Here is a 26,688-nt window from a genome sequence, read left to right as displayed (position 1 = left end):
CGCAATACGAAAATCAAAAATAATTGCGTCCACGCAATAATTGTGTTATCATGAATTCAAGCATTAGATGAAGGGAGATTTTTGAGAGTCGATGAGCGAAATTAAAATAGGTGATTTGATAAAAGAGGCACGTATTAAAAATGGATTTAAAACAATGAAAGATCTATCTATAGTGTCCGGTGTCTCCCCTGCGACACTTAGCCGAATCGAAAAAAACAGCCAAGAACCATCTCCAGAAACTTTGATGAAAATATCTAAACACTTAAATAACATTACATATGGTGAATTGATGAAAGCAGCTGGTTACTTAGATGGTCTTAGTGCAGAACACGAAATGTACATGAAAGATCTTTTGAATGAAAACGAGGAATTAGATAACAAAATATTTGATTTGCTTAATACAGCATTTTTATATAAACAAGTTGATAATGATATCCATAATCAAATAGTTGAATTGTTTGTTAACAAAGATTCAATTGATCTTTATGAGAACGCTAAATTAGATGAATTAAAGTCCGCATATCTTCAAAATGATTTTGATGTAGATCAAAAACGCGAGATAATTGAAACTTTGAATACTTTAGTAAATAAATTTTCTCCTAAACTTGGCCAATACTTTTCCATGATGAAAAGCATGAAACCCATCCCACTCGTAGGGACAATCTGTGCAGGTAATGGCTTGATTCCAACTGAGGCTATCGAGGAATATGTGAATTATCCATTTTTGAAATCCCAGCAACCTGATTACGCGCTAAGAGTTAAAGGTGATTCTATGATTGGAGCAGGAATCGATGATGGAGATATTGTTTTCCTTCGTAAAGGAAGTTGGGCTGAATTTAATGGTCAAATAGTAGCAGCTCTTGTTAACGGAGAAGAAGGAAGCCTTAAACGTATGAAATGGTCTGAAGGATCTCCGAAAATCACTTTGAGTCCAGAAAACACTTCTTACCAGTCTGTGGAGGTGATGCCCAATGAAGTAACAATTTGCGGAGTTTACGCAGGTCATTACAAACCAGAATTTTAAAGGAGAGCTAGATGTGAAAGGTAGTTATTACAAACGAGGAAATACCTGGAGCTACATGTTAGATGTCGGAATAGATCCTGTTACCGGAAAGAGAAAACAGAAAAGTAAGGGTGGATTCAAAACAAAAAAAGAAGCACAGGCTGCTGCAGCTTTAATGTTAACTGAATTGAATACAGGCACATATGTAGAAGAAAAAAAGATGACATTTGAAGTATTGTCCGACTTGTGGTTCGAGTCCTATCAGAAATTAGGAAACCCTAGAAAATTAGGCACTTACCGAGTAAGAGAAATAGAAAGAAAAAGATTTCTACCCTTTTTCCAAAAACTATTTGTGTCAGACATAAGTCACGATCTGTACCAAAGAACATTGATCAAACTCAAAGAAGGCGAAACAGATGAGCTCGGTAATGTTGTCAAAAAAGGATTATCAGACAGCTCACTTTCAGGATCTCACTCCACAGGAATAATGATATTCGAACACGGCGTGAAGATAGGTGCATTAAAAACAAACCCAGCCAGTGGTGCTTATGTACCTAAGGATGTCAAAACCGTTAAAGACCTTGAAGATAATAAAGAGATACCTAAATATTTAGAAAAGGACGAGCTCGTTCTGTTTCTCGAAACAGCAAAATCCCATGGATTAGAATTCGATTATGAAATATTCACAACACTAGCATATACCGGTTTGAGAATCGGCGAGTTGTCTGCTCTCAAAGAGGGTGATCTTAATTTCGAAGAAGACAAGATGCGAGTGACAAAGACACTCTACAATCCAACCAATAGATATAACCTCTATGTAGTGCACACCCCAAAAACAGTATCTTCAATTAGAGAAATTGACGTCGATCATGAGGTAATGTCTAGCCTAAAGGATTTGTTAGTACAACACTCTTTTGAGAAAAAAAGAAAACGAAATAAATATCATGACGAAGGTTTCGTTTTTGCGCGTGTAGGCGAATATGCCGGATACCCGATGGTATTAAAAATTATAAACAACAGAATGAAGCGACTCTTAAAACTGGCTGGATTGAACCAAGAGTTATCACCCCATTCACTTCGCCACACACATGTTTCTCTTCTTGCAGAAGCTGGTGCTTCACTTGAGCAAATAATGCAACGTCTTGGACACTCAAATGACGACATAACAAGAAGGATATACCTCCATATAACAAAACCAAAAAGAAAAGAGGCTGCCCAAAAGTTCAGTGAACTAATGAGAGCCTCTAAAGTTTTAGATTGAATGTTAACAAATCGTTAACATGTTATACATTTATCAAGTCAAACCCCTGATGCAACAGGGGTTTTTCCTGTTTATTACATCATGCCGCCCATTCCACCCATGCCGCCCATATCAGGAGCGCCAGCAGGACCTGCAGGTTCTGGCTTGTCAGCGATAACCGCTTCAGTAGTCAAGAACATAGCTGCTACGGAAGCTGCGTTTTGCAGCGCATAACGAGTTACTTTCGCAGGGTCAACGATACCTGCTTCAATCATGTTCACCCATTCGCCAGTAGCGGCGTTGAAGCCTACGCCAACTTGTTCTTTTTTCAGACGTTCCACGATTACGGAACCTTCTTCGCCAGCGTTAGCAGCGATCGTACGGATTGGTGCTTCCAGTGCTTTCAGCACGATGTTCACGCCTGTTTGCTCGTCACCGGACAGAGCTACACCAGCAACTGCTTGATATACGTTCAGGAGCGCAGTACCACCACCGGATACGATACCTTCTTCAACCGCAGCGCGAGTTGCGTTCAGGGCATCTTCGATGCGCAGTTTGCGTTCTTTCAATTCGGTTTCAGTAGCCGCACCGACTTTGATTACTGCTACGCCGCCGGACAATTTAGCCAGACGCTCTTGCAGTTTCTCTTTGTCGAACTCGGAAGTTGTTTCTTCCAGTTGTGTACGGATTTGGCTTACACGTGCATCGATGTCCGCTTTGTTGCCAGCGCCGTCAACAACGATTGTGTTTTCTTTGGTTACGCGGATTTGACGAGCTGTACCCAGTTGATCCACTGAAGCGGTTTTCAGGTCCAGACCCAGTTCTTCCGTGATCACTTGGCCGCCAGTCAGAGCTGCGATATCTTGCAGCATTGCTTTACGACGGTCACCAAAGCCAGGAGCTTTAACGGCAACAGCGTTGAATGTTCCACGCAGTTTGTTCACAACCAGCATCGCCAACGCTTCGCCTTCGATGTCTTCAGCGATCAATACGAGTGGTTTGCCTTGTTGTACGATTTTCTCAAGCAATGGCAGGATATCCTGTGTGCTGGAGATTTTTTTATCTGTGATCAGGATGTACGGGTTGTCCAGAACAGCTTCCATTTTGTCCGTATCCGTGATCATGTATGGAGAGATGTAACCGCGGTCGAATTGCATACCTTCAACCACTTCCAGCTCTGTTGCGAATCCACGGGATTCTTCAACTGTGATTACGCCGTCTTTGCCCACTTTTTCCATAGCTTCAGCGATCAGTTCGCCTACTTCTTCGTCAGCTGCAGAGATAGCTGCAACTTGTGCGATGGATTGTTGAGTTTCAACCGGTTTGGAGATGGATTGCAGTTCAGCAACCGCAGCTTTAACCGCTTTGTCGATCCCTTTACGGATACCGATTGGGCTAGCGCCTGCAGTTACGTTTTTCAGACCTTCTGTGATCAGCGCTTGAGCAAGTACAGTCGCTGTTGTAGTACCGTCACCGGCAACATCGTTTGTTTTGGTTGCTACTTCTTTAACCAGTTGTGCACCCATGTTCTCGAATGCATCTTCCAGTTCGATTTCTTTAGCGATGGTTACACCGTCATTCGTGATGAGCGGGCTTCCGAATTTTTTCTCCAAAACCACGTTACGGCCTTTAGGACCGAGCGTTACTTTTACTGCGTTAGCCAATGCATCCACACCGCGAAGCATGGAGCGACGAGCGTCTTCACTAAATTTAATGTCTTTAGCCATGGTAAGAAAACCTCCCTAGTATATTGTAAAATGAACTTGCTATATGGTTCGGTTAACCGATTAAATTTGAATTAGTCGAGAATCGCGTGGATATCGCTCTCTTTCATAATCAAATATTCTTTACCTTCGAATTTGATTTCTGTTCCGGCATATTTGGAGAAGATTACGCGATCTCCTTCTTTCACTTCCAGAGCTACACGTACGCCGTCTTTCAGTGCGCCCGCTCCAACGGCAATAATTTTGCCCTCTTGCGGTTTTTCTTTAGCAGAGTCCGGAAGTACGATCCCGAAAGAAGTTGTTTGCTCTTGCTCCAGTGGTTCTACCAATACGCGTTCACCTAAAGGTCTGATCATGAAAAATAGCCTCCTTTTGAAATTATATAACGTTGCATTGTAGGTTGTAGCCATATGTATTAGCACTCGACAGTGTTCAGTGCTAACAACCAACTTTATGATACTCAACTTGAAGCATGATTTCAAGTCCTTTTGAAGAATTCATGCGAGAATTTACGCTGCATTAACATCAGGACACCAAAATGGCGTGTTCAGTTCCGCACCTATTGTTGCGTAACCCTGTTACCGAGTCACTAATCAGCTCTAAGCGAATCGCTAAACAGCCCTTCACCATTGTATCCATTGCTGGACAAAATATGCCTGCCTGTCCCAGAACGAAGATCTCTGCGTAATCCAACATACCGAGCATAGTCTAATTGAAAGCTACCAGAATAAGAGCACAGGAAGGTTCCTCTTAACCTGCGCTCTGCTCATTCTTGGCACGTACATATCTGGCCTCTGCCGCTTCATCGGCCGCAAGCTGCTTGCGGTATACGATGGCAGACAGAAACACACTGATTTCATACAACAGGAGTAACGGAATCATAACAAGCAGATCAGATATGAAATCCGGCGGCGTTACGACAACTGCGATGAAGATCAGGACAAAATAAGACACCCGCCGCATCTTTCGAAGACGGACCGGATTCAATATCCGAAGCCCTGTCAGAAACATGATGAGCAGCGGAAGCTCGAATAACAGGGACACTGGCAGCACAATTCCAAACAGGAAACTGAAATACTGTTTCATTCCATAGGTCTCCACAAGCCCCATCTTCTCCGTAATCGTGGAGGTGAAAGCAAGTGCCATCGGAAATACAACATAGTACGCAAAGGCTAGTCCAACGAGAAATAACAGAAATACATAAGGTACATACTTCAGTGTCGCTTTCCGTTCACGGGGCCGCAGACCTGGACTCACAAACTTCCAGATCTGAAACACCGTAAAGGGCAGCGTGATAATCAATGAAAACAGACCGGCAATCTTCATATAGATCCCTATTCCATCCCAGAAGGAGAAGGCATGCAGCACAAACCCCTGAGCCGATTCCGCCTTCGTCAAATAGCGGTACACCGGATCTGCCACGAAGAATCCTGCCACCAGGCCCAGCACAAAAACGCTTAACACATAGATCAGCCGCTTGCGCAGCTCACTCAAATGTTCCGTAATGGTCATTTCTTCATTCTGCTGCGTCATTCCTGCCCTCCATTATTGCCAGCTTAAAATACAAAACCCTTCCGGCAGGAAGGGATTTCTCATTCATTGCCGTCAGGTCACTCCGGCAGACGCTTGTCTGCAGGCTTGGGAGCGGACTCAGGCTCACTATCCACTGCCATCGGCTTGGATTTCTCCTGCTCTTTGCGGTTGGACGAATCATCGTCAGAGATGATTTCACGTGCGCCCTCTTTGAATTCACGGAAGGTACGTCCGACAGCACGTCCCAGTTCCGGGAGCTTGTTAGGTCCAAACAGCAATAAAGCGATCACGGCCAGCAAAATAAAACCTGTTGGTCCAATGGAACTTAACATTGATATTCCTCCTCGTCTCAAGCTTCGAAGATGCGTACACTTGGCCCTACACTCATAGATGTCTCTGCTGTAATTTACAATTAAGCCCATCATACCACAGATGTAACCACTTACATAACCCGCAAAATCAACTAAGGAGTATAAAAGAAACGATTTTTAATTCTACTGCTTCAGGGGTGCATTGCCGTTATTGCTTAAATTGTCCTGTAACCATCAGAAGCGCTTCGGGAAGCTGATCCATAATTGCAGCCAGATGCTCATGCACACCCTTCGGTGTACCTGGCAAATTGACAATCAGCGTACGTCCACGAATCCCGCACACGCCCCGGAACAGCATGGCCGAACGATTTTTGCTCATAACGCTGTATCTCATCGCTTCTGCCATTCCCGGAACTTCACGTTCAATGACCCGACGCGTGGCTTCCGGTGTAATATCACGAATCGCCAGCTCCGTACCTCCGGTCGTTAGTACAAGGTCTGCATGAAAATAGTCTGTCATCTCAATCAAGGCCGCAATAATCTCATCGGGTTCATCCGGAACGATGCGGTATTCCACGATCTCCCCACCCAGTTCTTCTTCCACTAGCTCCCGGATTACTTGTGCACTCGTATCCTCACGTTCCCCGCGGGCCCCTTTGTCGCTGGCTGTCAGGATTGCTGTTCTCCACACCATAAAGATCACCCTTCTCCTCTATGAAAATAAATGTCCCTTATCGGTTGAAATCACCGTTTTTGCCACCACTTTTGGATTGCAGCATCGTTGGTCCGATAATCATGTCTTTTTGTAATGCTTTGCACATGTCATAGATCGTCAGTGCCGCTGCCGAAGCCGCCGTGAGCGCCTCCATCTCGACACCGGTTTTGCCTTCGGTTTTGACCGTGACCTGAATCGATAGTTCGTCCAGTCCATTGTCCTCAAAACGAATATCCACACCATTCAGTGCCAGCGGATGGCACATCGGAATCCAGTCTGACGTTTTCTTGGCGCCTTGGATTCCTGCGATTTGAGCCACAGCGAGGACATCGCCCTTCCCGATCCGTCCCTCCCGAATGGCTTCCAGTGTGGAGGGGTTCATCGTTACTTTGGATACGGCCACTGCCGTACGCACAGTTACTTCCTTACCCGAAATATCCACCATACGGGCACGTCCCTGCTCGTTAAAATGTGTCAGCTTACCTTCGCTGGAATCCGATCCATTCCTTGCATTGGAGTTCAATACCATCACAACCCTTTATTCGATATGTAGTATACCTTCGGTTGTCATCAACAGATCCATACGCAGATCAAACGGGTCCATCGGAATGTCATCCTGCAGTTGACCCGGCAAGACGAGTGCAGCGAGAAGCGGCCTTTTCCCCGCCTTGAAGCACTCTGCTTCAAGCTGCTCGGCAAATCGGTCATAATAACCGCCACCATAACCGATTCGTCCGCCATGAAGATCATACCCAAGCCCGGGTACAATGACGAGATCAATATCGGGCCATTCCTCACGCTGAAGCACCTCGCAGGTGTCTTTGGGTTCCGGGATCCCCCATACGCCAGGCTCAATATCCTGCTCTCCGTCCACCCGCCTTAATTCCATACGGGCCGGATTTGCCAGTACTTTCGGTGCGAACATCCTGTCGCCGTGCTTCCAACCTTCCTCAAACAGAAAGGCCGTGGATGCTTCGCTTCTATAAGACAAGTAGCTGAAGATCGTCAATCTCTGCTTGTCCTGCCGAAGTCGCTGCAGCTCCTGTTTAGCCACAAGACTAACTTCACTCATGGCATGCTGCCGAATTGCCTCATCCATCAGATCACGACTCTTCATCAGTCTGGAACGAAGCTGGCTTTTGGGTTCCGTCCGGTCCTGCATGTTCCTGAATAACCTCCTGTTGATGGGGAAGGTAGTAAAAAGCATTTAATTCAAAACAATTATATGTTAAGACCAGTTGTCGTCTCGTTGAAAAAATTAAAATGAGTGATTTTCTGCAAAATCCTCATATATTCACATGTCTTCTTTCAGTTTATCATTGATTGAGCAAAAAGACTACACGCCGGGGCGCTCGTTATCGGTGCATTTGATCTGTATTTCATGTAAACTGGAATGTAGTTGAGTAATCAAGAACTGGACCTATGGAGGAACTTAATTATATGCTGCTGCAAGTATCCGGAATTATTAAACGTTATGGTGTCGATCCGATTCTGGACGGCGTGAACTTACAAATATTAGAACGCGAACGCATCGGACTCGTGGGCGTGAATGGTGCAGGGAAATCCACCCTGCTCAAAATCATTGCGGGCGAAATGTCCTATGATGGCGGACAGATTTTCAAATCCAAAGAGACAACCCTGGGTTATCTCGCCCAGAACAGTGGTTTGCAATCCGACCGCTCCATCTGGGAAGAGATGATGCATGTTTTCTCCCATTTGACCCAGGCTGAGGCTGAACTGCGGAAGATGGAACAGGATATTGCCGATCCGGCCCAGATGGAGGACGAGAAAAAATATGCGGACCTGCTTGAACGCTACGCCCAGCGATCGGACTGGTTCAAGGACCACGGCGGTTATGCGATGGAAACGCGCATCCGCAGCGTCTTGCACGGTATGGGCTTTGGCGAATTTTCACCCGATACTCCAATAGCTACGCTAAGCGGCGGACAAAAGACACGTCTTGCACTTGCCCGCATTCTGCTTCAGGCACCCGACCTGCTCATGCTGGACGAGCCTACCAACTATCTGGACATTCCGACCCTAACCTGGCTGGAAGATTATCTAAGAGGTTATTCAGGGGCACTGCTCGTTGTATCCCATGACCGGTATTTCCTTGATCGACTGGTGACCACCATTGTGGAGATTGAACGGCACCGTTCCAAAAAGTACACAGGGAACTACAGTCGTTATATGGAGCTGAAGGCAGCCGAGTATGAGAGTCAGATGAAACAGTATGAGAAACAGCAGGATGAGATCGCCAAGATGGAGGATTTTGTACAGAAAAATATTGTACGTGCGTCCACGACGAAGCGTGCTCAGAGCCGCCGTAAGGCACTGGACAAGATGGAACGTCTGGACAAGCCGATGGGTGATTTGAAGAAAGCTCATTTTTCTTTTGAGACAGCAGTCATGTCGGGTAAGGAAGTGCTTCGTGTAGACGATCTTTCCGTCGCTTACGATGAAGCTTCGCCATTATTTCGCAATGTCTCATTTGATCTTAGGCGCGGGGAAACGGTAGCCCTGATCGGACCGAACGGGATTGGGAAATCCACGATGCTGAAATGCCTCACCGGAAGCCTGCGTCCGGTAAGTGGCCAGATCCAGTGGGGAACCAAGGTGCAGATCGGCTATTATGATCAGGAGCAAACGGGACTAAACCCCAATAATACGGTTTTGGAAGAGCTGTGGAGCGCGTATCCCGGCATGGAGGAAGCAAGAATTCGCACTGTACTTGGCAACTTCTTGTTCAGCGGAGATGATGTACTCAAAAAGATCTCCTCATTGAGTGGCGGTGAGAAGGCTCGTGTCTCTCTCTCCAAGCTCATGCTCAAGGAAGCCAATATGCTCATACTCGATGAGCCTACCAACCATCTCGACCTTTTCGCCAAAGAAGTGCTGGAAGCAGCGCTCATGGATTATGAGGGCACACTGCTCTTCATCTCTCATGACCGGTATTTCCTCAACAAAATGGCTGAACGGATCGTAGAGCTGCATCCTGGAGGAACAGAGCATTACCTCGGAAACTATGATGACTATATTGAGAAGAAGCAGGAGCTTGAAGACATCGCACGTGAAGCCGCAGAAGCAGCGCTCTCTTCCTCTAAACGGTCTGTGAAACCAGATCAGGAACCAACCGAGAAATCCGGAGCCGCTTCATTCGAAGCAGACAAGCAGGCCAAGCGTGATGAACGTAACCGGCAGCGGAAACAGGAAGCACTCGAACAGGAGATTGCGAAACTGGAAACGGAAATTACGGAGCTTGAAGCCCAGATGGCTCTGCCAGAGGTGTATCAGGATTACATGAAGCTGCAGGAGCTTCAGGGAGACGCGGAAGCGCGGAAGCTCCAGCTGGCCAAAGCGTACGAAGATTGGGAAGCCCTCGCGCTCGAGTCTTGAACTCTCGACTCTTCAGCGTCCATAGTGGACTCATGTGTCAAGTTAAGTTAATACAAAGAGAAACAGTAAAAGCCGACTCCTTGAGGGGATCGGCTTTTTTGCTGTTTTTGTTGATTCGAATCACATCAGAGATTAATTTAGAGATTTTGCATTTGTCAAATTTACTCGAATTGTGAAAAATATTTTTGTTCTACTTCATATCATGTTTATCCACAGAAAAGCAAGATAGCAAGCAGTTTAATGAAGTTAATTATACAGCGGTAGAATCGCTTTTTTGAACAAAAACCATATTTATCCACCAAGTTATCCACGTTATCCACAAGTTTGTGGATACAACACCTTCACACTATCCCCTAAAACCTTTTAGTTTCGAAAACATTGCTGGATTGACTTTGGTCTAGTTACCCACAAATTATCCTGAATATGTGGATAACTATAATCACACCTTGACAGATCGCTTTTTACTTATATAGATTATCTCACATAATCAGACAAAAGCAGACCTTCAGAACTAAGGTCTGCTTTTCAATTTCCAATAAGTCACTTCACTCTTTACCTTGCTCATTCAACCATTTCTACACGTGTACCGACTTGTCGCTTTCCGTTGACTCTGCCTTAAGTCCCGCAGCGTTACATGCTGCCACATAGGCAAGACCTGCTGCCATAACAATATCATTGTGCGTAGCCGTTCCTCTGAATTCCCGACCTGCACGCTCCACGGCAACAGCTGCCTCTGCCGTCGCCTCTTCTCCTCCGCTCAGCGCATGGATTTCCATGTCCACGAAGCTGATATCATCGGAAATGCTCTGACCGATCGCACGAATGGCTGCTTCTACCGGTCCGCTGCCAACCGCAGAATACGTCTGTTCGCCCGCACCTGTCCGGATCCGAACGGCTGCCATTCGATCCGTCATGCTGCCTGCCGTTACCTGCAGTTCAACCAGCTCATAATCCTGCGCAGGAATGTTCATCGTCTGGCTGACCATTTGCAGCAGCTGATCATCACTGACCACTTTTTGCTTGTCAGCCGTTTCCTTAAATACTTCGTACAATTGCTCCATTTGCTGCTCATCTGGTTCGAAACCGTACTTGCGAACGCGGTCTTTCAGGGCGTGACGACCCGAATGTTTCCCCAGAATGATCATGCTGCGTGGAATACCCAACGCTTCAGGATCCATGATTTCATAGGTGTTCCGATTCTTCAGCAGTCCATCCTGGTGAATTCCCGATTCATGCTGGAACGCATTGCGACCGACAACAGGCTTGTTATAAGCAATCGGGAAGTGCATGGCCCGGCTGATCTGGCGAGAAGTCTCGTATAGCTGATTTAATTTGATATTGGTTGTGGCACCAATGGCATCTCCTCGTGTCTCCAGTGCCATGATCAGCTCCTCCAATGCACAGTTTCCTGTACGCTCACCGATTCCGTTGATCGTTACTTCGATCTGGGAAGCCCCGTTCGCGATCGCAGCCAAACTGTTCGCCACTGCAAGTCCCAGATCATTATGACAGTGCGCGCTATACCGAACTTGATCGCCACTTCTTGCCCCCTCGCGGACACGGCGGAACATCTCACCGTATTCATGTGGCAGCGCGTAACCGACGGTATCCGGCAGATTGATGATGCTGGCCCCAGCTTCAATAGCTACCTCAATCATCTCGATCAGGTCATCCATCTTGGTCCGGGCTGCATCCATAGCCGTGAATTCTACAATATCGGTAAACTGGCGTGCATAGGACACCATCTCCCGTGCAGTAGCAACCACCTCACTGCGCGGACGACGCAATTGGTGCTCAATATGGATATCTGACGAAGAGATGAACAGGTGAATCCGGCGGCGTGCAGCATCAGCAGTTGCTTTCACTGCAGCGTCTATGTCTCCTTTGACCGCACGGGCGAACCCGCAAATTTCCACGTTTTGCAGTTGTCTGGATATCGCCTGAACCGCCGCGAACTCACCTGGGCTGGAGATCGGGAATCCAGGCTCAATGACGTCAATGCCAAGCGCAGCCAGTTGGTGAGCCAGCTCAATTTTTTGTTCCGGCTGCAGACTGGCTCCTGGCGCCTGTTCTCCATCACGCAGTGTGGTATCAAAAATCTCAATTTTCCGCTTGTTCATTTCCGTTGTCATTATACTCAGCCTCCATCAATTTCAATGTATGTGTATTCCGTGATAAACATTATCTATGCTGGTTTTTTATATCGCCTGAGCGCACGTCGACTTGCACCCTGGACCTACTCATATTCCAAAATATCGCTCTAGCATACCCATCCCATCTGCTGCCGGCAGCAAAACAAATAACCCGCCATCTCATCTAAGAGACGGCGGGTTATTTCCCCTCCGCGGTACCACTCTTGCTTGACGATCCCGGCTTGCGCCGTAAATCATCCACCTCGTCGTCTCCAGACTCACCATCTCTGCGCTGTTCATCACGCTGCTTGGTAGAGCAATCTGGAGAAACACCCTATAACGGTGGTCAGCCGTTGCTGTGTACACAGGACTTCCTGTTTCCACAGCTCCGTTCCCGGGCGAGATTCAAACGATTCCAGCCACTGCGTCGCACCACCCCGCAGCTCTCTGAGCGCTTCATCGTTTTACTGCTCCCGTTCATTACATTTATTGTATGTAACCCTTTTTTTCAATCAAAAAAGCCTGCCATCTCTCGCAATATTGCAAGAGACGACAGGCTGTAACCATCGCGGTACCACTCTTGTTGACTTTCCATTCTCTCAAGGCACATTTCCGTTATGCGTCCATACGGATCTATTTCCTCAAGGATGAAAAATCCCCTTAGTTATTGCCGAGTTCTTACCTAACATTCAGGTCATCCACACGGCAACGGCCCAATCACGGAGGCAATCCGTAACGATGTACTTTCTCATGGCCTGTTCGGCCTTCGGTCCTCCTGAGGAGTTTCCGTGTTCCATCGTTCCGCTTCCAGGCGAGTTTCAGGTTTCCTTCGACTGCGTTGCACCACCCCGCAGCTCTCTAAGACCCGGATTCACCTTACTATTCCTGTTCATCGCGTTTTTCGGTTCAGGACTTCAATATCCTGTTTAAATTTGTAACTAATATACATTCTTCACCTGCTGCTGTCAACTCTTAAATTCCAACCTCTGACTACACAGACTGAACAGACCATGCCTCCAAGGATAATCCCGGATCTGCCTTGGCATCAAATTCCGAGATTTCCCCCCGCTGCCATTTCAAATAAGCAGCAGCTCCGATCATCGCGGCATTATCCGTGCAGTACTCCATCGGAGGAATCAGCAATTCGAGCCCTTCCTTGGCACAGCGCTCCTGCAAAGCCGAGCGTAATCCACGGTTAGCCGCAACGCCTCCGCACAGCAGCAGCTGGCGTGACCCGTATTCGCGAACGGCCCGTACCGCTTTCTCAACCAATACTTCCACAACAGCTTCCTGGAATCCGCGTGCAACAGCAGAGGGTTCCAGCGTTTCTCCACGCATTTTGGCCTGATTGAGTGCATTCAGCACGGCAGATTTCAATCCACTGAGACTAAAATCGTAAGAACCGGCTTCCAGCCACACCCGAGGTAACGGCACAACCTGTTCTGCTTCAGACGCCATTCTGTCCACATGAGGGCCACCCGGATACGGGCAACCCAAGGCACGTGCTACCTTGTCATATGCCTCGCCTACAGCATCATCCCGCGTCCGGCCAATCAGTTTAAACTTACCCTCGGACTCCATATGCACAAGCTCCGTATGGCCGCCAGACACAACCAGAGCCATCGCAGGATATTGCAATTCATGTGTAAGCCGGTTGGCATAGATATGGCCTGCAATATGATGCGTGCCAATGAGCGGTTTGCCCAGAGCCATGGCAAGTGTTTTGGCCGCAACGATACCTACCAGCAATGCACCCACCAGACCAGGTCCCTGCGTTACGGCGATCGCGCTAAGGTCTCTTGGACGGATACCGGATTGTTCAATCGCCTGTTCCATCATTAAGGTGATCACTTCAACATGCTTACGTGAAGCGACCTCAGGCACAACCCCACCAAACGCCTTATGTGTCTCAATCTGACTCGAGATCAGGTTGGACAGCACTTCCTGTCCATCCTTGACCACGGCAACCGATGTTTCATCACAGCTGGTCTCCACCGCCAAAATATAGGATGGAGCCGATTGTTGTTTATCACTCAGTTCGTTCATGAATCCCTTACGCTTCCTTCCTCTTCGCCGCTCCGGCCTGCAGGCGGCAAATTCGCCCACATAATCATCGCATCCTCCTGATTGTCGGAGTAATACCCTTTGCGAAGACCTGCCGATTCAAACCCTTTTTTCTCATACAAACGCTGGGCAACCAGGTTCGATACCCTCACTTCCAGCGTCATTCGCTCCATGCCAAGATATGCCGCAGTTCTCATAAGCTCATCCAGCAGCTTCTCGCCAAGCTTACGCCCCCGGTAGGCCTCTCTTACCGCAATATTTGTAATATGAGCCTCATCCATGATGGTCCACATTCCGGCATATCCAATAGCCTTGCCTTCAAGTTCCATGACCATATATTTGGCAAAATGATTATTCGTTAATTCGTTTCGAAATGCTTCTTCCGTCCAAGGCATCGTAAATGCCTCATGTTCAATCACCATAACATCCGGAATGTCGTTCAATGTCATGAGTCTGAACTGAAGTGCTGCATCCTGTCCGTAACTTTCCATATCGTCCATCCGCTCGCCACCCTTCTTTCAGCCTTTGCGCAGTAGATTGGCTTCCGCCTCGGCCAGCTGGGTGTAGTTCGGCACCAGTGCGTGCACATCGTCGCGCTGCCCTGCAAGCAGCGCTTCGGCGCCAAGGCGCCCGATCCAGCGGCCTTCCAGCTCATAGGGAACGAGCTGGAGCGCCGTACCTGCAGGGCAGCGGAGCTCAGCCGCTGCTGCCGCATGCGGGCCCGTCTCGCCGACAATCCAGACGGCTGCGGGCCGCTCTTCCGGCGCCGCCTCCGCCATGCGGGCGGCGAGGGCTTCCAGCCATCCGTCCATCATGCGGATGGCATCTGGCGCCAGCCGCCGGGGCGCATCGCTCCCGGCGGAGGCAAACAGCGCGGTGTAAGCCTGACCGCGCCGCGCATCCACGAGCGGAACGATCCAGTGGACAGGGGCGGCACCTGTGCCGCCCTGGTCCGCGGATGGCGTTCCGCCAGCCCCTGCTGCGGCAGGTTCATCTGCCGAAGCTTCAGCCTTGGCCGCGAGGCCGCGGTGCCAGCCGCCCCAGGCCATCGCCTGCAGGCTGGACACCCCAGCAACGGGGATGTCCCATGCCCAGGCGAGTGTCTTCGCCGCAGTTACCGCAATGCGGATACCTGTGTATGAGCCTGGGCCGATGCCTACGGCAATGCCGTCCAGCTGGCCAGGTGCAGTGCCGCTGGCTGCAAGCAGCTGCTCCATCACAGGCACGACGTGCACGGAGTGATTCCGTTCGGCACGTTCATTGCGCTCTTCCAGCAAGCCGTGATCTTCCATCACCGAGGCAGCCATCACCGCGGTGGACGTATCCAACGCCAAAAACCGCTGACGCGGTTTTTTTTGTAAATCTTCCATCATCCATTGACTCCATTCTGTCTGAACTGCCGGCACATGGCGGCATAAGTCTCACCGTATCCATCCAGCGTAATCTTGCGATCCTCCGGACCGGTTGTTTCAATCTGTACATGCAAATGGTCCTCCGGCAGCAGTTCGGGAATGATACTGGACCACTCCACCAGACTGACTCCGGCTCCATAGAAGTATTCATCCAGTCCAAGCTCGTCCGCTTCTTCCAGTGAAATGCGATACACATCCATGTGATATAAAGGCAAACGCCCTTCATATTCCTTAATTAACGTAAACGTGGGACTGTTTACCACTTCACGTATACCCAAATGCCAGGCAAACTTCTGTGAAAATGCCGTTTTGCCCGCACCCAAATCACCGTCGAGTGCAATCACCATTCCGGCAATTGCCTGTTCAGCAAGTGCGGACGCAAGCGCCTCTGTATCTGCAATGCCATGGGACTCAAACACCCACTGCTCATGCGTTTTGTTCAATATACGTCCCACCTTTGGCGGTTAGCCGCCTGAGTTCACTTTGAACCTTATTATATCGGTCCCTTTCTTCCCCCGCAACCATCGGAGATGGACAGCAAAAGCAATACTGGTCAGTCATAAAGTCAAATAAACCGGCACCTTGACGGTACCGGCCTTCCTAAGACATCCTGCTATCTGACACCATCTTTGCTAACTTCCTACTCCTCCAAGCGGTCCACACGTACGGTTTGGGTATTTCCCGGTCTGCTGCCTACCTGAACGGTTGCCATTCCGTTAGCTTCGTCCACATGTTCGATCCAAACGGGATCTCCCTCCAGGGTAACAGCAATCGTATCTTTGGAATCGTAAATCGCCTTGGCGCGTTTTGCATCCATCATTTTATTCATACTCTCCTTCCGGATCATCATGTGATTCACGAATCATCGTGTCAGTCGTACTTTCGCCAATAAACCCGTTATCTTCGGTAACCTGACCTCCACCCAACCCTTCATTCACCATCCGGTCAATGTCGAGCATGAAGGACTCCCGATCAAGTGGCAGCTTTTCAGAAGTCACCGCTTCCCAGTTCACCGCATCAGCTGGCGTGTGGAATTCTTCGAAACCCTCAGCCCCGGCAATTGGATATGGAGAAAAGGCATGCTTGTGTGCTTCTTCTTCATCCCTACTGTTCTTCATTTCGGTACCTCCCGGCTTGTTCGATGTTTTACACTTCCTGACTCACATGCTTAAGACTCCATTCGGTGTTCAAGCATGTTTCTGTTATCATCCCCCAGTCAGCCCGAACCATACGAATTCATCCTGTGAGCGATTATCCAGGCTCTGAGATGCCCATACTACATAATAAAAAGGTACCTCGGAAAGGAGCCGACCCATGCATACGGTCTGGAAAGGTGCAATCAGCTTCGGTCTCGTGCACGTCCCTGTCAAAATGTTCTCGGCTACTGAAGACAAAGACATCTCCATGCGATACATCCATAAAGTCTGCGGCAGCCCGCTCGCTTACGTGCGTCAATGTCCTTCCTGTGAAGTGGATGTGAAGTGGGAAGAAATTACGAAAGGGTATGAGTACGAAAAAGGAAAATTTGTGCTCTTCGAAAAAGATGAACTGGAATCCTTGAATGACTCGGCCAGTAAGACCATCACCATCCTGGATTTTGTGGATTTGACGGAGATAGATCCCATCTATTTTCAGAAAACATATTACCTTTCCCCTGACCAGGCTGGAGGGAACGCTTATCAGCTGCTGATGACAGCCATGCGTGATACAGGCAAAATCGGCATCGCCAAGGTCTCCATTCGTTCCAAAAGCAGCCTGGCTGCTATTCGGGTACTGGAGGATTGTCTCTCCATGGAAACCATTTTCTATCCGGATGAGATTCGTCCGGTCTCACAAGTACCAAACTTGCCGGAAGCCCAAAATGTCAATGACAAGGAATTGACGATGGCGAAGCTGCTGATCGATCAACTGTCCACGCCTTTTGAACCCGGCAAATACACAGACGATTACCGCAATACACTGCTGGATCTCATCAATCACAAGGTTGCGGGTGAAGAGATCAAGATTGCCCCGGCCAAACCGGAAGCAAATGTCATGGATCTGATGGCAGCCCTTCAGGCCAGCATTGAGGCAGTCAAGCCCATCCCTGCAGACCCTGGAACAACGACTGCCAAACCCAAGAAACGTGCACCCAAAAAGACAACCGTGCAAGCCGTGGTTGGAGGCGATACCGAAGCAGCTCCACCCAAAAAGAAAAGAGCAGCTTCCAAGTCCAAAACATAACGACCAAAGATATGATACGCCCCGTCCGGCTCTGTTAGCCGGATTTTTATTTTTTTATGAGCCCTCGTGTCCGCTAGTTTAGGTTTGCTTGCAACGTGAAAATACAATTGACGAAAGAAGATTTATAATCTATATTAACTTATTAAAAGTAACTTATTTATAATTATAAAGTTTAGCCTTTAGGATCCGAAGCGCGAAAGATCTAACGTACCTATCCCTTTTATTGCAATTTAGATGAGAAGATCTCAAACTTATTTCATTTTAGGAGGACAATATGATGACTACCCCATACCAGATCCCTGCAAGTACTCACTTGGGTGAAGTAAGCCTGCGAATCAGCAACCTGGAGCGATCCATTCAATTTTACACCGAGGTGGTTGGACTTCAACTATTGGAACGAAAGGATAAGGTCGCAACGATGACCGCTGACGGTAAAACGTCGCTGTTGCGCCTGGAAGAACTGACTGATGCGTTGACCTTGCCTGTACGCTCGCACGCAGGGTTGTACCATTTTGCCATTCTACTCCCTGACCGCAAATCCCTGGGACTTGCACTGCGCAACCTCGCCGCCTCCGGCATTGAAATCGGCCAAGGGGATCACCTGGTGAGTGAAGCTTTTTATATTTCCGATCCGGATCAGAACGGCATTGAAATTTACGCTGACCGTCCGCGTGATACCTGGAGACGGGATACAGACAACAACTACATCATGGCAAGTGATCCAGTAGATGTTCAGAGCTTGTTCGACATCTCGGAGAATGAGACATGGAATGGCCTACCGGCCGGAACGGTTATTGGTCATGTGCACTTTCATGTACGAAGCCTGGAAGAATCCCGCCGCTTCTACACGGGTGTGCTCGGTTTTGATGTCGTTGGCAATTTTGCTGGCATGTCGGCGCTGTTTGTCTCCGCAGGTGGATACCACCACCATATCGGCCTGAATATCTGGGCTGGCACCGGTGCTCCAGCGAATCCGAACCAAGCTACGGGAATCGACTACTTTACCATCGTGTACGCTGGACAGGAACAATTACAGCAAGCGCTGGAACAATTGCGTAAGCAAGGTTCCACACTTGAAGAACAGAGAGGTCAATGGTTTACTATTGATCCGCAGAATATCCGCATACAGCTAGTTCCAGCAGAATAAGCACGTTGCACAATCATTTTTTTTGATTCCATCCATACCGATGAAGCTCGGAAAGTGTACATCTCTTGATCTCCTTTGATTAGAGATGATGCCCTCGTCCGAGCTTTTTTTATTATAAATATGGTGAATTTGGCGCATCCTAACCTAATATCCAGCCCGATAGACGAAGGAGAACCCACATGGTTGAAAAGGGACGTCTAACTGTAAGGCAGCTTGCCGCCTTAATGTTCCTCTGCACAATTGGTGAACAAATACTTGTATTTCCGGCCATGATCACCTCGTTCGCCCACGAAGATGCCTGGATATCCGCTTTACTCGGTGTCGCCGGAGGTATGGGGATTTTGTCCATTTTTTTGGTCGCCTACAAGCTTCACCCCAAACTCAATCTGATCGAAAATGCACTTCGAACATTCGGACCTTGGATCGGGGCATTGTTCAGCTGCTTTTATTTGTTTTATTTTTTGATTGGTACTTCCACATTCGTCAGGGAAATCGGCGATTTCATGTCTACCCAGATCTTGCCTGAGTCGCCACTATTGGTTGTGCATCTGCTCTTTGTCATCTCTCTTGTGTGGGGGCTCATCTGTGGCCTCGAGTGTATAGCCAGGAGTGCAGAGCTTTGGCTTCCCTTGATCGTCTTGTTTTTGCTTATTCTGACGATTTGTCTATTACCTCACATAAAGTTGGATAACATCCAGCCGGTTCTAGCCCAAGGCATTGCTGCTCCATTTCGAGGCTTTATCGCCGTGCTGACTTATCCTTACTGTGAGTTATGCATCTTCATGATGTTATTCCCATATGCCAAGAAGGAGCCTCATTTGGAAAAGGATATTCTTCTGGCAGGACTCATTGGCGGCCTTATGCTTACACTGACGCTGACCATTTGTCTTCTTGTTATGGGGCCGTTCATGACGCAGCATCACTGGTTTGCCTCGTTTCAATTGTCGCTAAAGATTAATATAGGCAACTTTCTGCAGCGGATTGAAGCCTTCATGGCCTCTGTCTGGATTATCGCGGTTTTTTTCAAAAGTATTCTGTTTTTCTACAGCTTTATCCTGGGGGTTGCACACCTGTTTCGACTTTCCAACTACCGTTCACTTATCCTGCCTGCAGCACTTTTGATTTTGGCCATGTCCATTCTGGTCGCTCCGGATGAGGTTTTTTATCTCAAAGTGATTATTCCCTATTGGATCAACTGGGATCTTACGTGCGGCATCGCACTTCCTGTGCTGCTTATTTTGGTACATAAATTGAAGTCTCGTGTTTCAAAACTAGAACGCTATAACAGGTAAGCTTCTGATTACGTTTACTTAATACCGCCACCCGAAAGGAGTCCTGCACATGTTTAAGCCTCTGACACCCTTTGAACCCATATCTCGGGACAGCATTCCAAACGGACCTAACTGGATTGCCCAAGTGAAATGGGATGGCGTTCGCATGCTTGCGTACGAGGATGGCCATGAACTCAAGTTGATTAACCGCAGACTGCACGACCGAACAGTTCAGTATCCAGAGCTGGTCTCTGACCGAAATCTGTGCAGTGTCCCCTCCTACATTCTGGATGGCGAAGTGATTGCGCTTGATCCGGAAACGGGAAAACCGTCTTTTTACCATGTGTTGCGCCGGGACCGCATGAGCAAACCAGACGGCATCGCCCAAGCGGTGTACCGGATTCCGGTGACTTATATGGTTTTCGATATTTTGTACTGTGATGGAAAATGGGTCACCGACCAACCACTTGCAGAACGCCAGCGTCTGCTGCACCGCGTTCTTAACCCGGGCTCACACGTTCAGGAGGTAACCAATACCTCCGATGCAGCTTCTCTGCTCACCGTGATGAGACAGCATCAAATGGAGGGGATTGTCTGTAAAGACCTTACAAGTACCTATGCCATCAACGGTAAGGATCAGCGCTGGCAAAAGGTTAAAATCATGCATGATCTTTATGCCATGATTGGCGGGGTTACCTACCGGAGTGGCGTCGTTAACGCCATTGCAGTTGGTGTATATGATGGGCCTCATTTTGTCTATATTGGTCATGTCGGCACAGGTAAGCTGAACTCAGCCACCTGGCGTAAACTGACCGAGCAAGTCGAACCCTTGATTCAAGAGGAGAGGCCGTTCCATAACGTGCCCGAACGAAGCTCCGAAACGACATGGATCAAGCCCCAGATCGGAGTCAAAGTGCAATACATGGAACTGACCCAGCATCGAACACTCCGCCATCCGAGTATACAAGCATTCGCGGAAGTATCTCGTGAAGATTGTCTTGCCAGCCAACTCACGATCGAGGTGTAATAGACGCGTTTATTTCGTTAGATCTATATCATGAAAAGGAGGTGTTTATATGCCCCGTACGATCAAAGGCACCATTACCATCGAGGGCATAGAGCTTACCGTCACTAATCCGGACAAGCTGTTGTGGCCTGAAGCAGGAGTAACCAAAGCCACCTATTTGCAGAAGCTTGCCGCTATTGCTCCTTTTCTACTGACGTACACCAGGAACCGCCTCCTGACAACCATCCGATATCCGCATGGTGCGGGTGGTGAATTTTTTTATCAAAAAAATGCTCCAGAACCGATTCCCGATTTTGTACGTACCGAGATCCACGAAGGCATCCGCTATATCGTCATGGACGGTCTCCCGGAATTGCTGTGGCTTGGCAATCTTGCCGCCCTGGAATTTCACCCCTCCTTACATGCCGTAGGCAGCCATCTGCCCTGTGAATGGATGATTGATCTCGACCCCTCTCTTGAAGAGGAACCGCGTATAATGCAGGCTGCTTTGATAGTAGGGGAAACGCTGACTTCCCTTGGCCTCCGTTCTGTACCCAAAACTTCCGGTGCCACAGGGATACAGATCATCGTTCCCATCCGTCAGGGCGTCACCTTTGATGAACTGCGGGACATTGGTCATTTTGTCGGCAAGTACGTCACACAGAAACATCCTGATCTGTTTACACTGGAGCGGCTCAAAAAAGACCGCGGGGATCGCATTTATTTTGATTACCTGCAGCATTATGGCGGCAAAACCCTGGCAGCTCCGTACACACCTCGAGCCAAACCCGGAGGCACCGTATCCACCCCTCTCACTTGGGATGAAGTCCGGAACAATGTGTCGGTTAAGGATTATCACTTGATGAACATTGTGGAACGGCTGCAGCAGGTAGGTGATCTCATTACCAGTGTTGAGCCGCAGCCCGTGGAACTCATTACGCAGCACCTCAAAAAGAAATAGCCGGCAGCCCTCAAACCAAGGGCGCCGGCTATTTCTTTGTTTCTTATTCAAGCATTTTTTTTACATCGGATAAAACTCGCTAATGGATACCTTTTTTCTTGAAACGTCCACCCTTCACGTCATGAATGTTACCGATCGCCACAAAGGCATGCGGGTCCCAATCTTCCACAATCGACTTCAGCTTCGCTTCTTCCAGACGAGTGATGACCACGAAGATAATTTTCTTCTCATCCCCGCTGAATCCGCCTTCTCCATCCAGGAAAGTAACTCCACGACCCAGACGGTCTGTAAGGGCTGAACCGATATCCCGGTATTTTTCACTAATGATCCATACCGATTTGGACTGATCCAGACCTTCGTTGACGATATCAATCATCTTCATGGCAATATAATACGCGATCATCGAATACAGGGCGTTCGGCCAACCGAATACAAATCCTGCGCCTGCAAAAATAAACACGTTAATAAACAATACAATCTGTCCCACAGACAATGGTGACTTCTCACTCAGCAGGATGGCTACGATCTCTGTACCATCAAGCGATCCCCCAGACCGGATTACAAGACCAACACCGACCCCCAGAATCAATCCGCCGAAAACAGCTCCGAGCAGCGGCTCACCCGGTGTCAATGCAGGAACATGGTGCAATAATGAAGTTCCGATGGACATGGCCACAATGCCGAGCAATGTGGATAATGCGAACGTTTTACCAATTTGCTTGTAACCCAAGATTAGGAACGGCAAGTTCAGCAAGGTCAGGAAAATCCCCAGCGGCAGATGCGTAAGCTCTGACACCATAATCGAGATCCCCGTAATTCCTCCATCAATTACGCCATTGGGCACGAGAAATATTTCAAGTGATACGGCCATCAGTGCGGCACCAACCAAAATCATTACAATACGTTGCAGGAGCTTCAGTGTAAATACCGAGCTTTTTACATTCCGATCCGGCTTCGATGTTATTTCCTTAACCGTTACATTGGACATGGTATCCCCCCCGTTTGATCAATATGTGAATCAATTTCATAAATCATTTAAATACCGGCGGGATTTCTACATATAGAAGAAAACGATCTCGCTTCATCTATACGAACCCTGTTTATAAGCATCTAAAGGCAATATGAAATGGATTCAAATATGTCTTAATTCCGGTTTACACTTCGAAAAGAGAGCAAAAGGGAGCCTGTTTCCCGCAGACTCCCCTCCTTCGCCAAGACATGATTTATATATTTATTATATCATAAAAGATCAAATTTGAGCAAAATAGTTAGCAAAAAGAAGATAAATTCAAAAAAAGTGAATTTATCTTCAGAAATCGAACCTAAAACGGCTAAAGCAGCGGAGAAAGCATGCGAGAAAGCATTTCAGCCCCTTTTTGTCCTCGTGATCGTCCCTGAAAGACTTCAAGATCAATTTTGCTGCATTCCTGCAGATCCCGTTCAAAATCTCCAATAAGCCGTTTCATTGAGGAAGACTCAAACAAGACGGCGGTCAATTCAAAGTTGCAGAAAAAACTGCGCATATCCATGTTGGCAGTCCCCACGGTTGCAAGAAGCTCATCCACAATCATGACCTTGGCATGTACAAATCCTTTTCGATATTGATAAAACTCCACGCCCGCACGAAGCAGTTCCTCAACATAAGAGAGGGAGGCCAAGTGAACAAGCCGGGAATCCGACTGGTATGGAATGATAATTTTAACATCCACTCCACTTACGGCTGCCGTCTTGAGCGCTTCATACAGGGCAGGGTCCGGGATGAAATACGGACTTGTAATATAGATGCGGTTACAGGCTACCGAGATGGCACCAAAACACATCTCCTGAATGGCATCCCATTCCTGGTCCGGGCCGCTGGCGAGAATTTGAATGCGTTCCTCACCGCTGCATATATGGGGCGGGAACAATTCGGTTAATTGGGGTTCGGTAATCTGTTCTCCAGAAGCCAGTTTCCAATCATTAAGAAATGTATTCTGGAGGAAATAAACAGCATCTCCCTCAATCTGCACATGGGTATCCCGCCAAAATCCGATATTCGGATACTGCCCAAGATAATCGTCGCCCACATTAATTCCGCCCACGAATCCAACCTGACCGTCCACAACGACGATTTTGCGGTGATTGCGGTAATTGACCCTGCGATCTATGGTGGCAATCAGCGGCGGAAGGAAAAAGTGGAATTCCACACCCGCGTCCTTCAATTTCCGGATAAAACTCCAGCTCATTTTGTGACTACCGAGACCATCACAAATAAATCTAACCTTAACTCCCTCTTTCGCCTTTCGAATCATGACATCCTGGAATTGGGTACCGATGACATCATCACGAAAAATATAAAATTCCACATGCAAATGATGCTTCGCCTTTTCCATTTCATGCAGCATCGCTGCAAAGGCCTCTTCTCCGTTCGTGAGCACTTTACTGTGGTTACAACCCGTGATGGGGCTTTCGGACAGATGAGACAGCAGATTGAACAACCGCTGCTGGTGCTTAAAGCGATTATCCGGCATTTGTGATGCGTCCTCCACGATATGAGCTTGCTTCCAGATCGTCTCCCTGATTTCCCGAAAGATTCGCGAACCCGCCTTACGAACTTTCTTGCGTTTGTTATAATCCTGTGCCACAAAGTAATACACTACAAATCCAACGAGCGGCACACAAAACAAAATAAACAGCCAAGCCACCGCTTTGGACGGATTTCTGAACTCCAATACGATAATGGTGGCTGCTTGAAAAATGAAAACAATTAAAATAATGACCAGCCAAAACATCCGGCTTCCCCCTTGATGTCAATCTTGCCTTTCTCTCTCTCTTCATCAGTTTTGACGATAAAGGATATAGCTAATCATAGATACCCAATGTTGGGTCCATTCGTAACGTTCGCATAGATAAAACTTTACATACACAAACTAACCTCAGCATTTTCTGTGTGCTGCTTCCTCTAAAATGGATGTCTATTCTGACTGTGTTTGCATCTACATATTCTTTATCAAGTCCAAAAAACCGCACCACAGCGCCATTTTGAGCATTTTGTCTTCCATAGTCTTCCTCTTTCGCGCCGCTGGAGGTGGTCTTCTGGCCTTAAATTCGATATAATATTCGTTAAAAACTTATTACCTAAAGGAGAAGAGTAGTGAATGGACAGTGAGAGGTATGCGTTAAATTTAGTATTGGTTGCGATTTTGATAGGATTTTCAGCATTTTTTGTTGCGGTAGAATTTGCCTTGGTACGAATTCGTCCAAGCCGGATTGACCAAATGATTGCAGAAGGAAACAAGCGTGCTCTGGCTGTCAAACAGGCTGTCGCCAACCTGGATGGATATCTGTCCGCATGTCAGCTCGGAATTACCATTACATCCCTGGGACTTGGATGGCTTGGTGAACCAACGGTTGAGAAGATTCTCCACCCTGTGTTTGAAAGCATGCACATGCCTGAAGCGCTATCATCATTCTTATCGTTTGTTATTGCTTTTGTCGCCATTACATATTTGCATGTTGTGGTTGGTGAACTGGCTCCCAAAACGATTGCAATCCGCAAAGCTGAAACGGTTGCTCTATTGACGTCTACACCTATCATCTGGTTTAACCGAATTATGTATCCTTTTATCTGGCTGTTGAACGGCTCGGCGAATCAACTGGTCAAATTGTTTGGAATCAAGCCTGCGTCCGAGCATGAAGAGGCGCACTCGGAAGAAGAATTGCAAATTATCATTAATGAAAGCTTCGAAAGCGGCAAAATTAATCAGGCTGAGTTCGGTTATGTAAGCCGGATCTTTGCTTTTGATGAGATGCTTGCCAAGGAAATTATGGTACCCCGGACCGATATGGTCTGCCTTTATGTCAATAAAACGAATGAAGAAAACCTGGAAATTATCCGGGAGGAGCAATATACCCGATTCCCGGTTGTGAATGAGAATAAAGACGATATCATTGGTATCATCAATACCAAACAGTTCTTCCTGGAGCTCTACGGAAACGATGAACCTGTTGATCTGTCTTCGCTGATCCAGCCCGTATCTGCTGTACACGAAACGACTCCGGTGAAGGATCTGCTCAAGAAAATGCAGAAGGACGGCGTGCACATCGCTGTACTGGTCGATGAATACGGCGGCACATCAGGAATTGTCACGATTGAAGATGTGCTTGAACAGATCGTCGGGGAGATTCGCGACGAATTCGATGCAGACGAAGTGGAAGATATCCAGATCATCAATGAGAACTACGTCATTATGGATGGCAAGGTATCCCTGTCGAAGGTCAACGATATGTTTATGTCTAATCTCGATGCCGATGAATGGGACACCATTGGTGGATGGCTCTACAGCCATCGCCCGGAAATGAACGAGCAGGATGAGTATGAATTTGAAAACCTGACGTTTGTACTTTTGGAAAAAGACAAAAACCGTTTCTACAAGGTGGCTGTTGTACCTAAAGAACCGCTTGTCATGTCTGAGTATACCGATGAAGACGAGAAAGAAGCCTAATTGGGCTAAAAAAAGCAATTCCATATAAATAAGAAGAGCACTTACCTACATTGGTAAGTGCTCTTC

General features: G+C 47.7%; 25 protein-coding genes and 2 other annotated features. Of the genes, 9 read left to right on the top strand and 16 right to left on the bottom strand.

Annotated features, from left to right (window positions below; genetic code table 11):
• Window positions 1-91 precede the first annotated feature (91 nt).
• Together MH144_RS20625 and MH144_RS20620 are read left to right on the top strand one after the other, a co-directional pair.
• Window positions 92-1,024 carry a helix-turn-helix domain-containing protein gene (locus MH144_RS20625; protein ID WP_239303759.1) on the top strand — a complete coding sequence of 311 codons (933 nt, stop codon included), beginning with the start codon at window positions 92-94 and terminating at the stop codon, window positions 1,022-1,024.
• Window positions 1,025-1,037: 13 nt separating this feature from the next.
• A complete protein-coding gene (locus MH144_RS20620; protein WP_239303757.1) occupies window positions 1,038-2,264 on the top strand; it encodes a site-specific integrase in 1,227 nt (408 codons plus the stop codon).
• 74 nt (window positions 2,265-2,338) lie between these two features.
• Here MH144_RS20620 and groL read toward each other — a convergent pair whose 3' ends face one another.
• From groL to MH144_RS20585, 7 genes are all read right to left on the bottom strand, one after another.
• A complete protein-coding gene (groL, locus tag MH144_RS20615) occupies window positions 2,339-3,970 on the bottom strand; it encodes a chaperonin GroEL (protein ID WP_239303755.1) in 1,632 nt (543 codons plus the stop codon).
• A gap of 71 nt (window positions 3,971-4,041) precedes the next feature.
• A complete protein-coding gene (gene groES, locus MH144_RS20610; RefSeq protein ID WP_090918205.1) occupies window positions 4,042-4,323 on the bottom strand; it encodes a co-chaperone GroES in 282 nt (93 codons plus the stop codon).
• 394 nt (window positions 4,324-4,717) lie between these two features.
• Window positions 4,718-5,500 (bottom strand): twin-arginine translocase subunit TatC, encoded by a 783-nt coding sequence (tatC, locus tag MH144_RS20605; protein ID WP_239303753.1) that lies wholly within the window; start codon window positions 5,498-5,500, stop codon window positions 4,718-4,720.
• Window positions 5,501-5,577: 77 nt separating this feature from the next.
• Window positions 5,578-5,832: a twin-arginine translocase TatA/TatE family subunit gene (gene tatA, locus MH144_RS20600; RefSeq protein ID WP_239303751.1), complete on the bottom strand. Its 255-nt coding sequence runs from the start codon at window positions 5,830-5,832 to the stop codon at window positions 5,578-5,580.
• Window positions 5,833-6,019: 187 nt separating this feature from the next.
• Window positions 6,020-6,505, bottom strand: a complete 486-nt coding sequence (locus MH144_RS20595; protein ID WP_095289023.1) for a MogA/MoaB family molybdenum cofactor biosynthesis protein — start codon at window positions 6,503-6,505, stop codon at window positions 6,020-6,022.
• 37 nt (window positions 6,506-6,542) lie between these two features.
• Window positions 6,543-7,049, bottom strand: coding sequence for a cyclic pyranopterin monophosphate synthase MoaC (gene moaC, locus MH144_RS20590; protein ID WP_303621385.1), 507 nt, complete (start codon window positions 7,047-7,049; stop codon window positions 6,543-6,545).
• A gap of 15 nt (window positions 7,050-7,064) precedes the next feature.
• Window positions 7,065-7,688, bottom strand: coding sequence for a 5-formyltetrahydrofolate cyclo-ligase (locus tag MH144_RS20585; RefSeq protein ID WP_239303749.1), 624 nt, complete (start codon window positions 7,686-7,688; stop codon window positions 7,065-7,067).
• Between the two features lie 278 nt (window positions 7,689-7,966).
• Here MH144_RS20585 and MH144_RS20580 point away from each other — a divergent pair, with 278 nt between their 5' ends.
• Window positions 7,967-9,922 (top strand): ATP-binding cassette domain-containing protein, encoded by a 1,956-nt coding sequence (locus tag MH144_RS20580; RefSeq protein ID WP_239304085.1) that lies wholly within the window; start codon window positions 7,967-7,969, stop codon window positions 9,920-9,922.
• A gap of 575 nt (window positions 9,923-10,497) precedes the next feature.
• Here MH144_RS20580 and MH144_RS20575 read toward each other — a convergent pair.
• From MH144_RS20575 to MH144_RS20545, 7 genes are all read right to left on the bottom strand, one after another.
• Window positions 10,498-12,054, bottom strand: coding sequence for a 2-isopropylmalate synthase (locus MH144_RS20575; RefSeq protein WP_239303747.1), 1,557 nt, complete (start codon window positions 12,052-12,054; stop codon window positions 10,498-10,500).
• A 184-nt stretch (window positions 12,055-12,238) separates the two neighbouring features.
• Window positions 12,239-12,544, bottom strand: a binding site (T-box leader).
• A 52-nt stretch (window positions 12,545-12,596) separates the two neighbouring features.
• Window positions 12,597-12,956: a binding site (T-box leader), on the bottom strand.
• An 88-nt stretch (window positions 12,957-13,044) separates the two neighbouring features.
• A complete protein-coding gene (gene tsaD, locus MH144_RS20570) occupies window positions 13,045-14,100 on the bottom strand; it encodes a tRNA (adenosine(37)-N6)-threonylcarbamoyltransferase complex transferase subunit TsaD (RefSeq protein ID WP_239303745.1) in 1,056 nt (351 codons plus the stop codon).
• The gene (gene rimI, locus MH144_RS20565; RefSeq protein WP_481857384.1) at window positions 14,097-14,609 is read right to left on the bottom strand and encodes a ribosomal protein S18-alanine N-acetyltransferase; all 513 of its coding nucleotides are present in this window, start codon (window positions 14,607-14,609) and stop codon (window positions 14,097-14,099) included. The genes tsaD and rimI overlap by 4 nt, the downstream gene beginning before the upstream one ends.
• A gap of 27 nt (window positions 14,610-14,636) precedes the next feature.
• Window positions 14,637-15,488, bottom strand: coding sequence for a tRNA (adenosine(37)-N6)-threonylcarbamoyltransferase complex dimerization subunit type 1 TsaB (gene tsaB, locus MH144_RS20560; RefSeq protein WP_239304084.1), 852 nt, complete (start codon window positions 15,486-15,488; stop codon window positions 14,637-14,639).
• A complete protein-coding gene (gene tsaE, locus MH144_RS20555) occupies window positions 15,488-15,973 on the bottom strand; it encodes a tRNA (adenosine(37)-N6)-threonylcarbamoyltransferase complex ATPase subunit type 1 TsaE (protein WP_239303741.1) in 486 nt (161 codons plus the stop codon). Before tsaE ends, tsaB begins: the two co-directional genes overlap by 1 nt.
• A 197-nt stretch (window positions 15,974-16,170) precedes the next feature.
• A complete protein-coding gene (locus tag MH144_RS20550) occupies window positions 16,171-16,347 on the bottom strand; it encodes an H-type small acid-soluble spore protein (protein WP_193723419.1) in 177 nt (58 codons plus the stop codon).
• A 4-nt stretch (window positions 16,348-16,351) separates the two neighbouring features.
• Window positions 16,352-16,648, bottom strand: coding sequence for a hypothetical protein (locus tag MH144_RS20545; RefSeq protein WP_239303739.1), 297 nt, complete (start codon window positions 16,646-16,648; stop codon window positions 16,352-16,354).
• A 196-nt stretch (window positions 16,649-16,844) separates the two neighbouring features.
• On the opposite strand from MH144_RS20545, the gene ku reads away from it, so the two are divergent.
• The 5 genes from ku (at window position 16,845) to ligD (ending at window position 22,138) form a co-directional block, all read left to right on the top strand.
• Window positions 16,845-17,753 carry a non-homologous end joining protein Ku gene (gene ku, locus MH144_RS20540; RefSeq protein WP_239303737.1) on the top strand — a complete coding sequence of 303 codons (909 nt, stop codon included), beginning with the start codon at window positions 16,845-16,847 and terminating at the stop codon, window positions 17,751-17,753.
• A 277-nt stretch (window positions 17,754-18,030) separates the two neighbouring features.
• Window positions 18,031-18,900, top strand: coding sequence for a VOC family protein (locus tag MH144_RS20535; protein ID WP_239303735.1), 870 nt, complete (start codon window positions 18,031-18,033; stop codon window positions 18,898-18,900).
• Window positions 18,901-19,079: 179 nt separating this feature from the next.
• On the top strand, window positions 19,080-20,192 hold the full coding sequence (locus MH144_RS20530; RefSeq protein WP_239303733.1) for a GerAB/ArcD/ProY family transporter: 1,113 nt from the start codon (window positions 19,080-19,082) through the stop codon (window positions 20,190-20,192).
• A 49-nt stretch (window positions 20,193-20,241) separates the two neighbouring features.
• A complete protein-coding gene (locus tag MH144_RS20525; RefSeq protein ID WP_239303731.1) occupies window positions 20,242-21,198 on the top strand; it encodes an ATP-dependent DNA ligase in 957 nt (318 codons plus the stop codon).
• A 49-nt stretch (window positions 21,199-21,247) separates the two neighbouring features.
• A complete protein-coding gene (ligD, locus tag MH144_RS20520) occupies window positions 21,248-22,138 on the top strand; it encodes a non-homologous end-joining DNA ligase (RefSeq protein WP_239303729.1) in 891 nt (296 codons plus the stop codon).
• A gap of 79 nt (window positions 22,139-22,217) precedes the next feature.
• On the opposite strand, the gene MH144_RS20515 is transcribed toward ligD, so the two are convergent.
• Together MH144_RS20515 and cls are read right to left on the bottom strand one after the other, a co-directional pair.
• Window positions 22,218-23,126, bottom strand: coding sequence for a YitT family protein (locus tag MH144_RS20515; RefSeq protein WP_183522654.1), 909 nt, complete (start codon window positions 23,124-23,126; stop codon window positions 22,218-22,220).
• A gap of 343 nt (window positions 23,127-23,469) precedes the next feature.
• Entirely contained in the window at window positions 23,470-24,909 is a 1,440-nt protein-coding gene (gene cls, locus MH144_RS20510) for a cardiolipin synthase (protein ID WP_239303727.1), read from the bottom strand.
• A gap of 366 nt (window positions 24,910-25,275) precedes the next feature.
• Here cls and MH144_RS20505 point away from each other — a divergent pair, with 366 nt between their 5' ends.
• Window positions 25,276-26,622, top strand: coding sequence for a hemolysin family protein (locus MH144_RS20505; RefSeq protein ID WP_239303725.1), 1,347 nt, complete (start codon window positions 25,276-25,278; stop codon window positions 26,620-26,622).
• Window positions 26,623-26,688: the final 66 nt, after the last annotated feature.

This window comes from Paenibacillus sp. ACRRY (assembly GCF_022346995.1).
Lineage (GTDB): Bacteria > Bacillota > Bacilli > Paenibacillales > Paenibacillaceae > Paenibacillus.
This window is presented reverse-complemented; position numbering and strand designations above follow the sequence as displayed.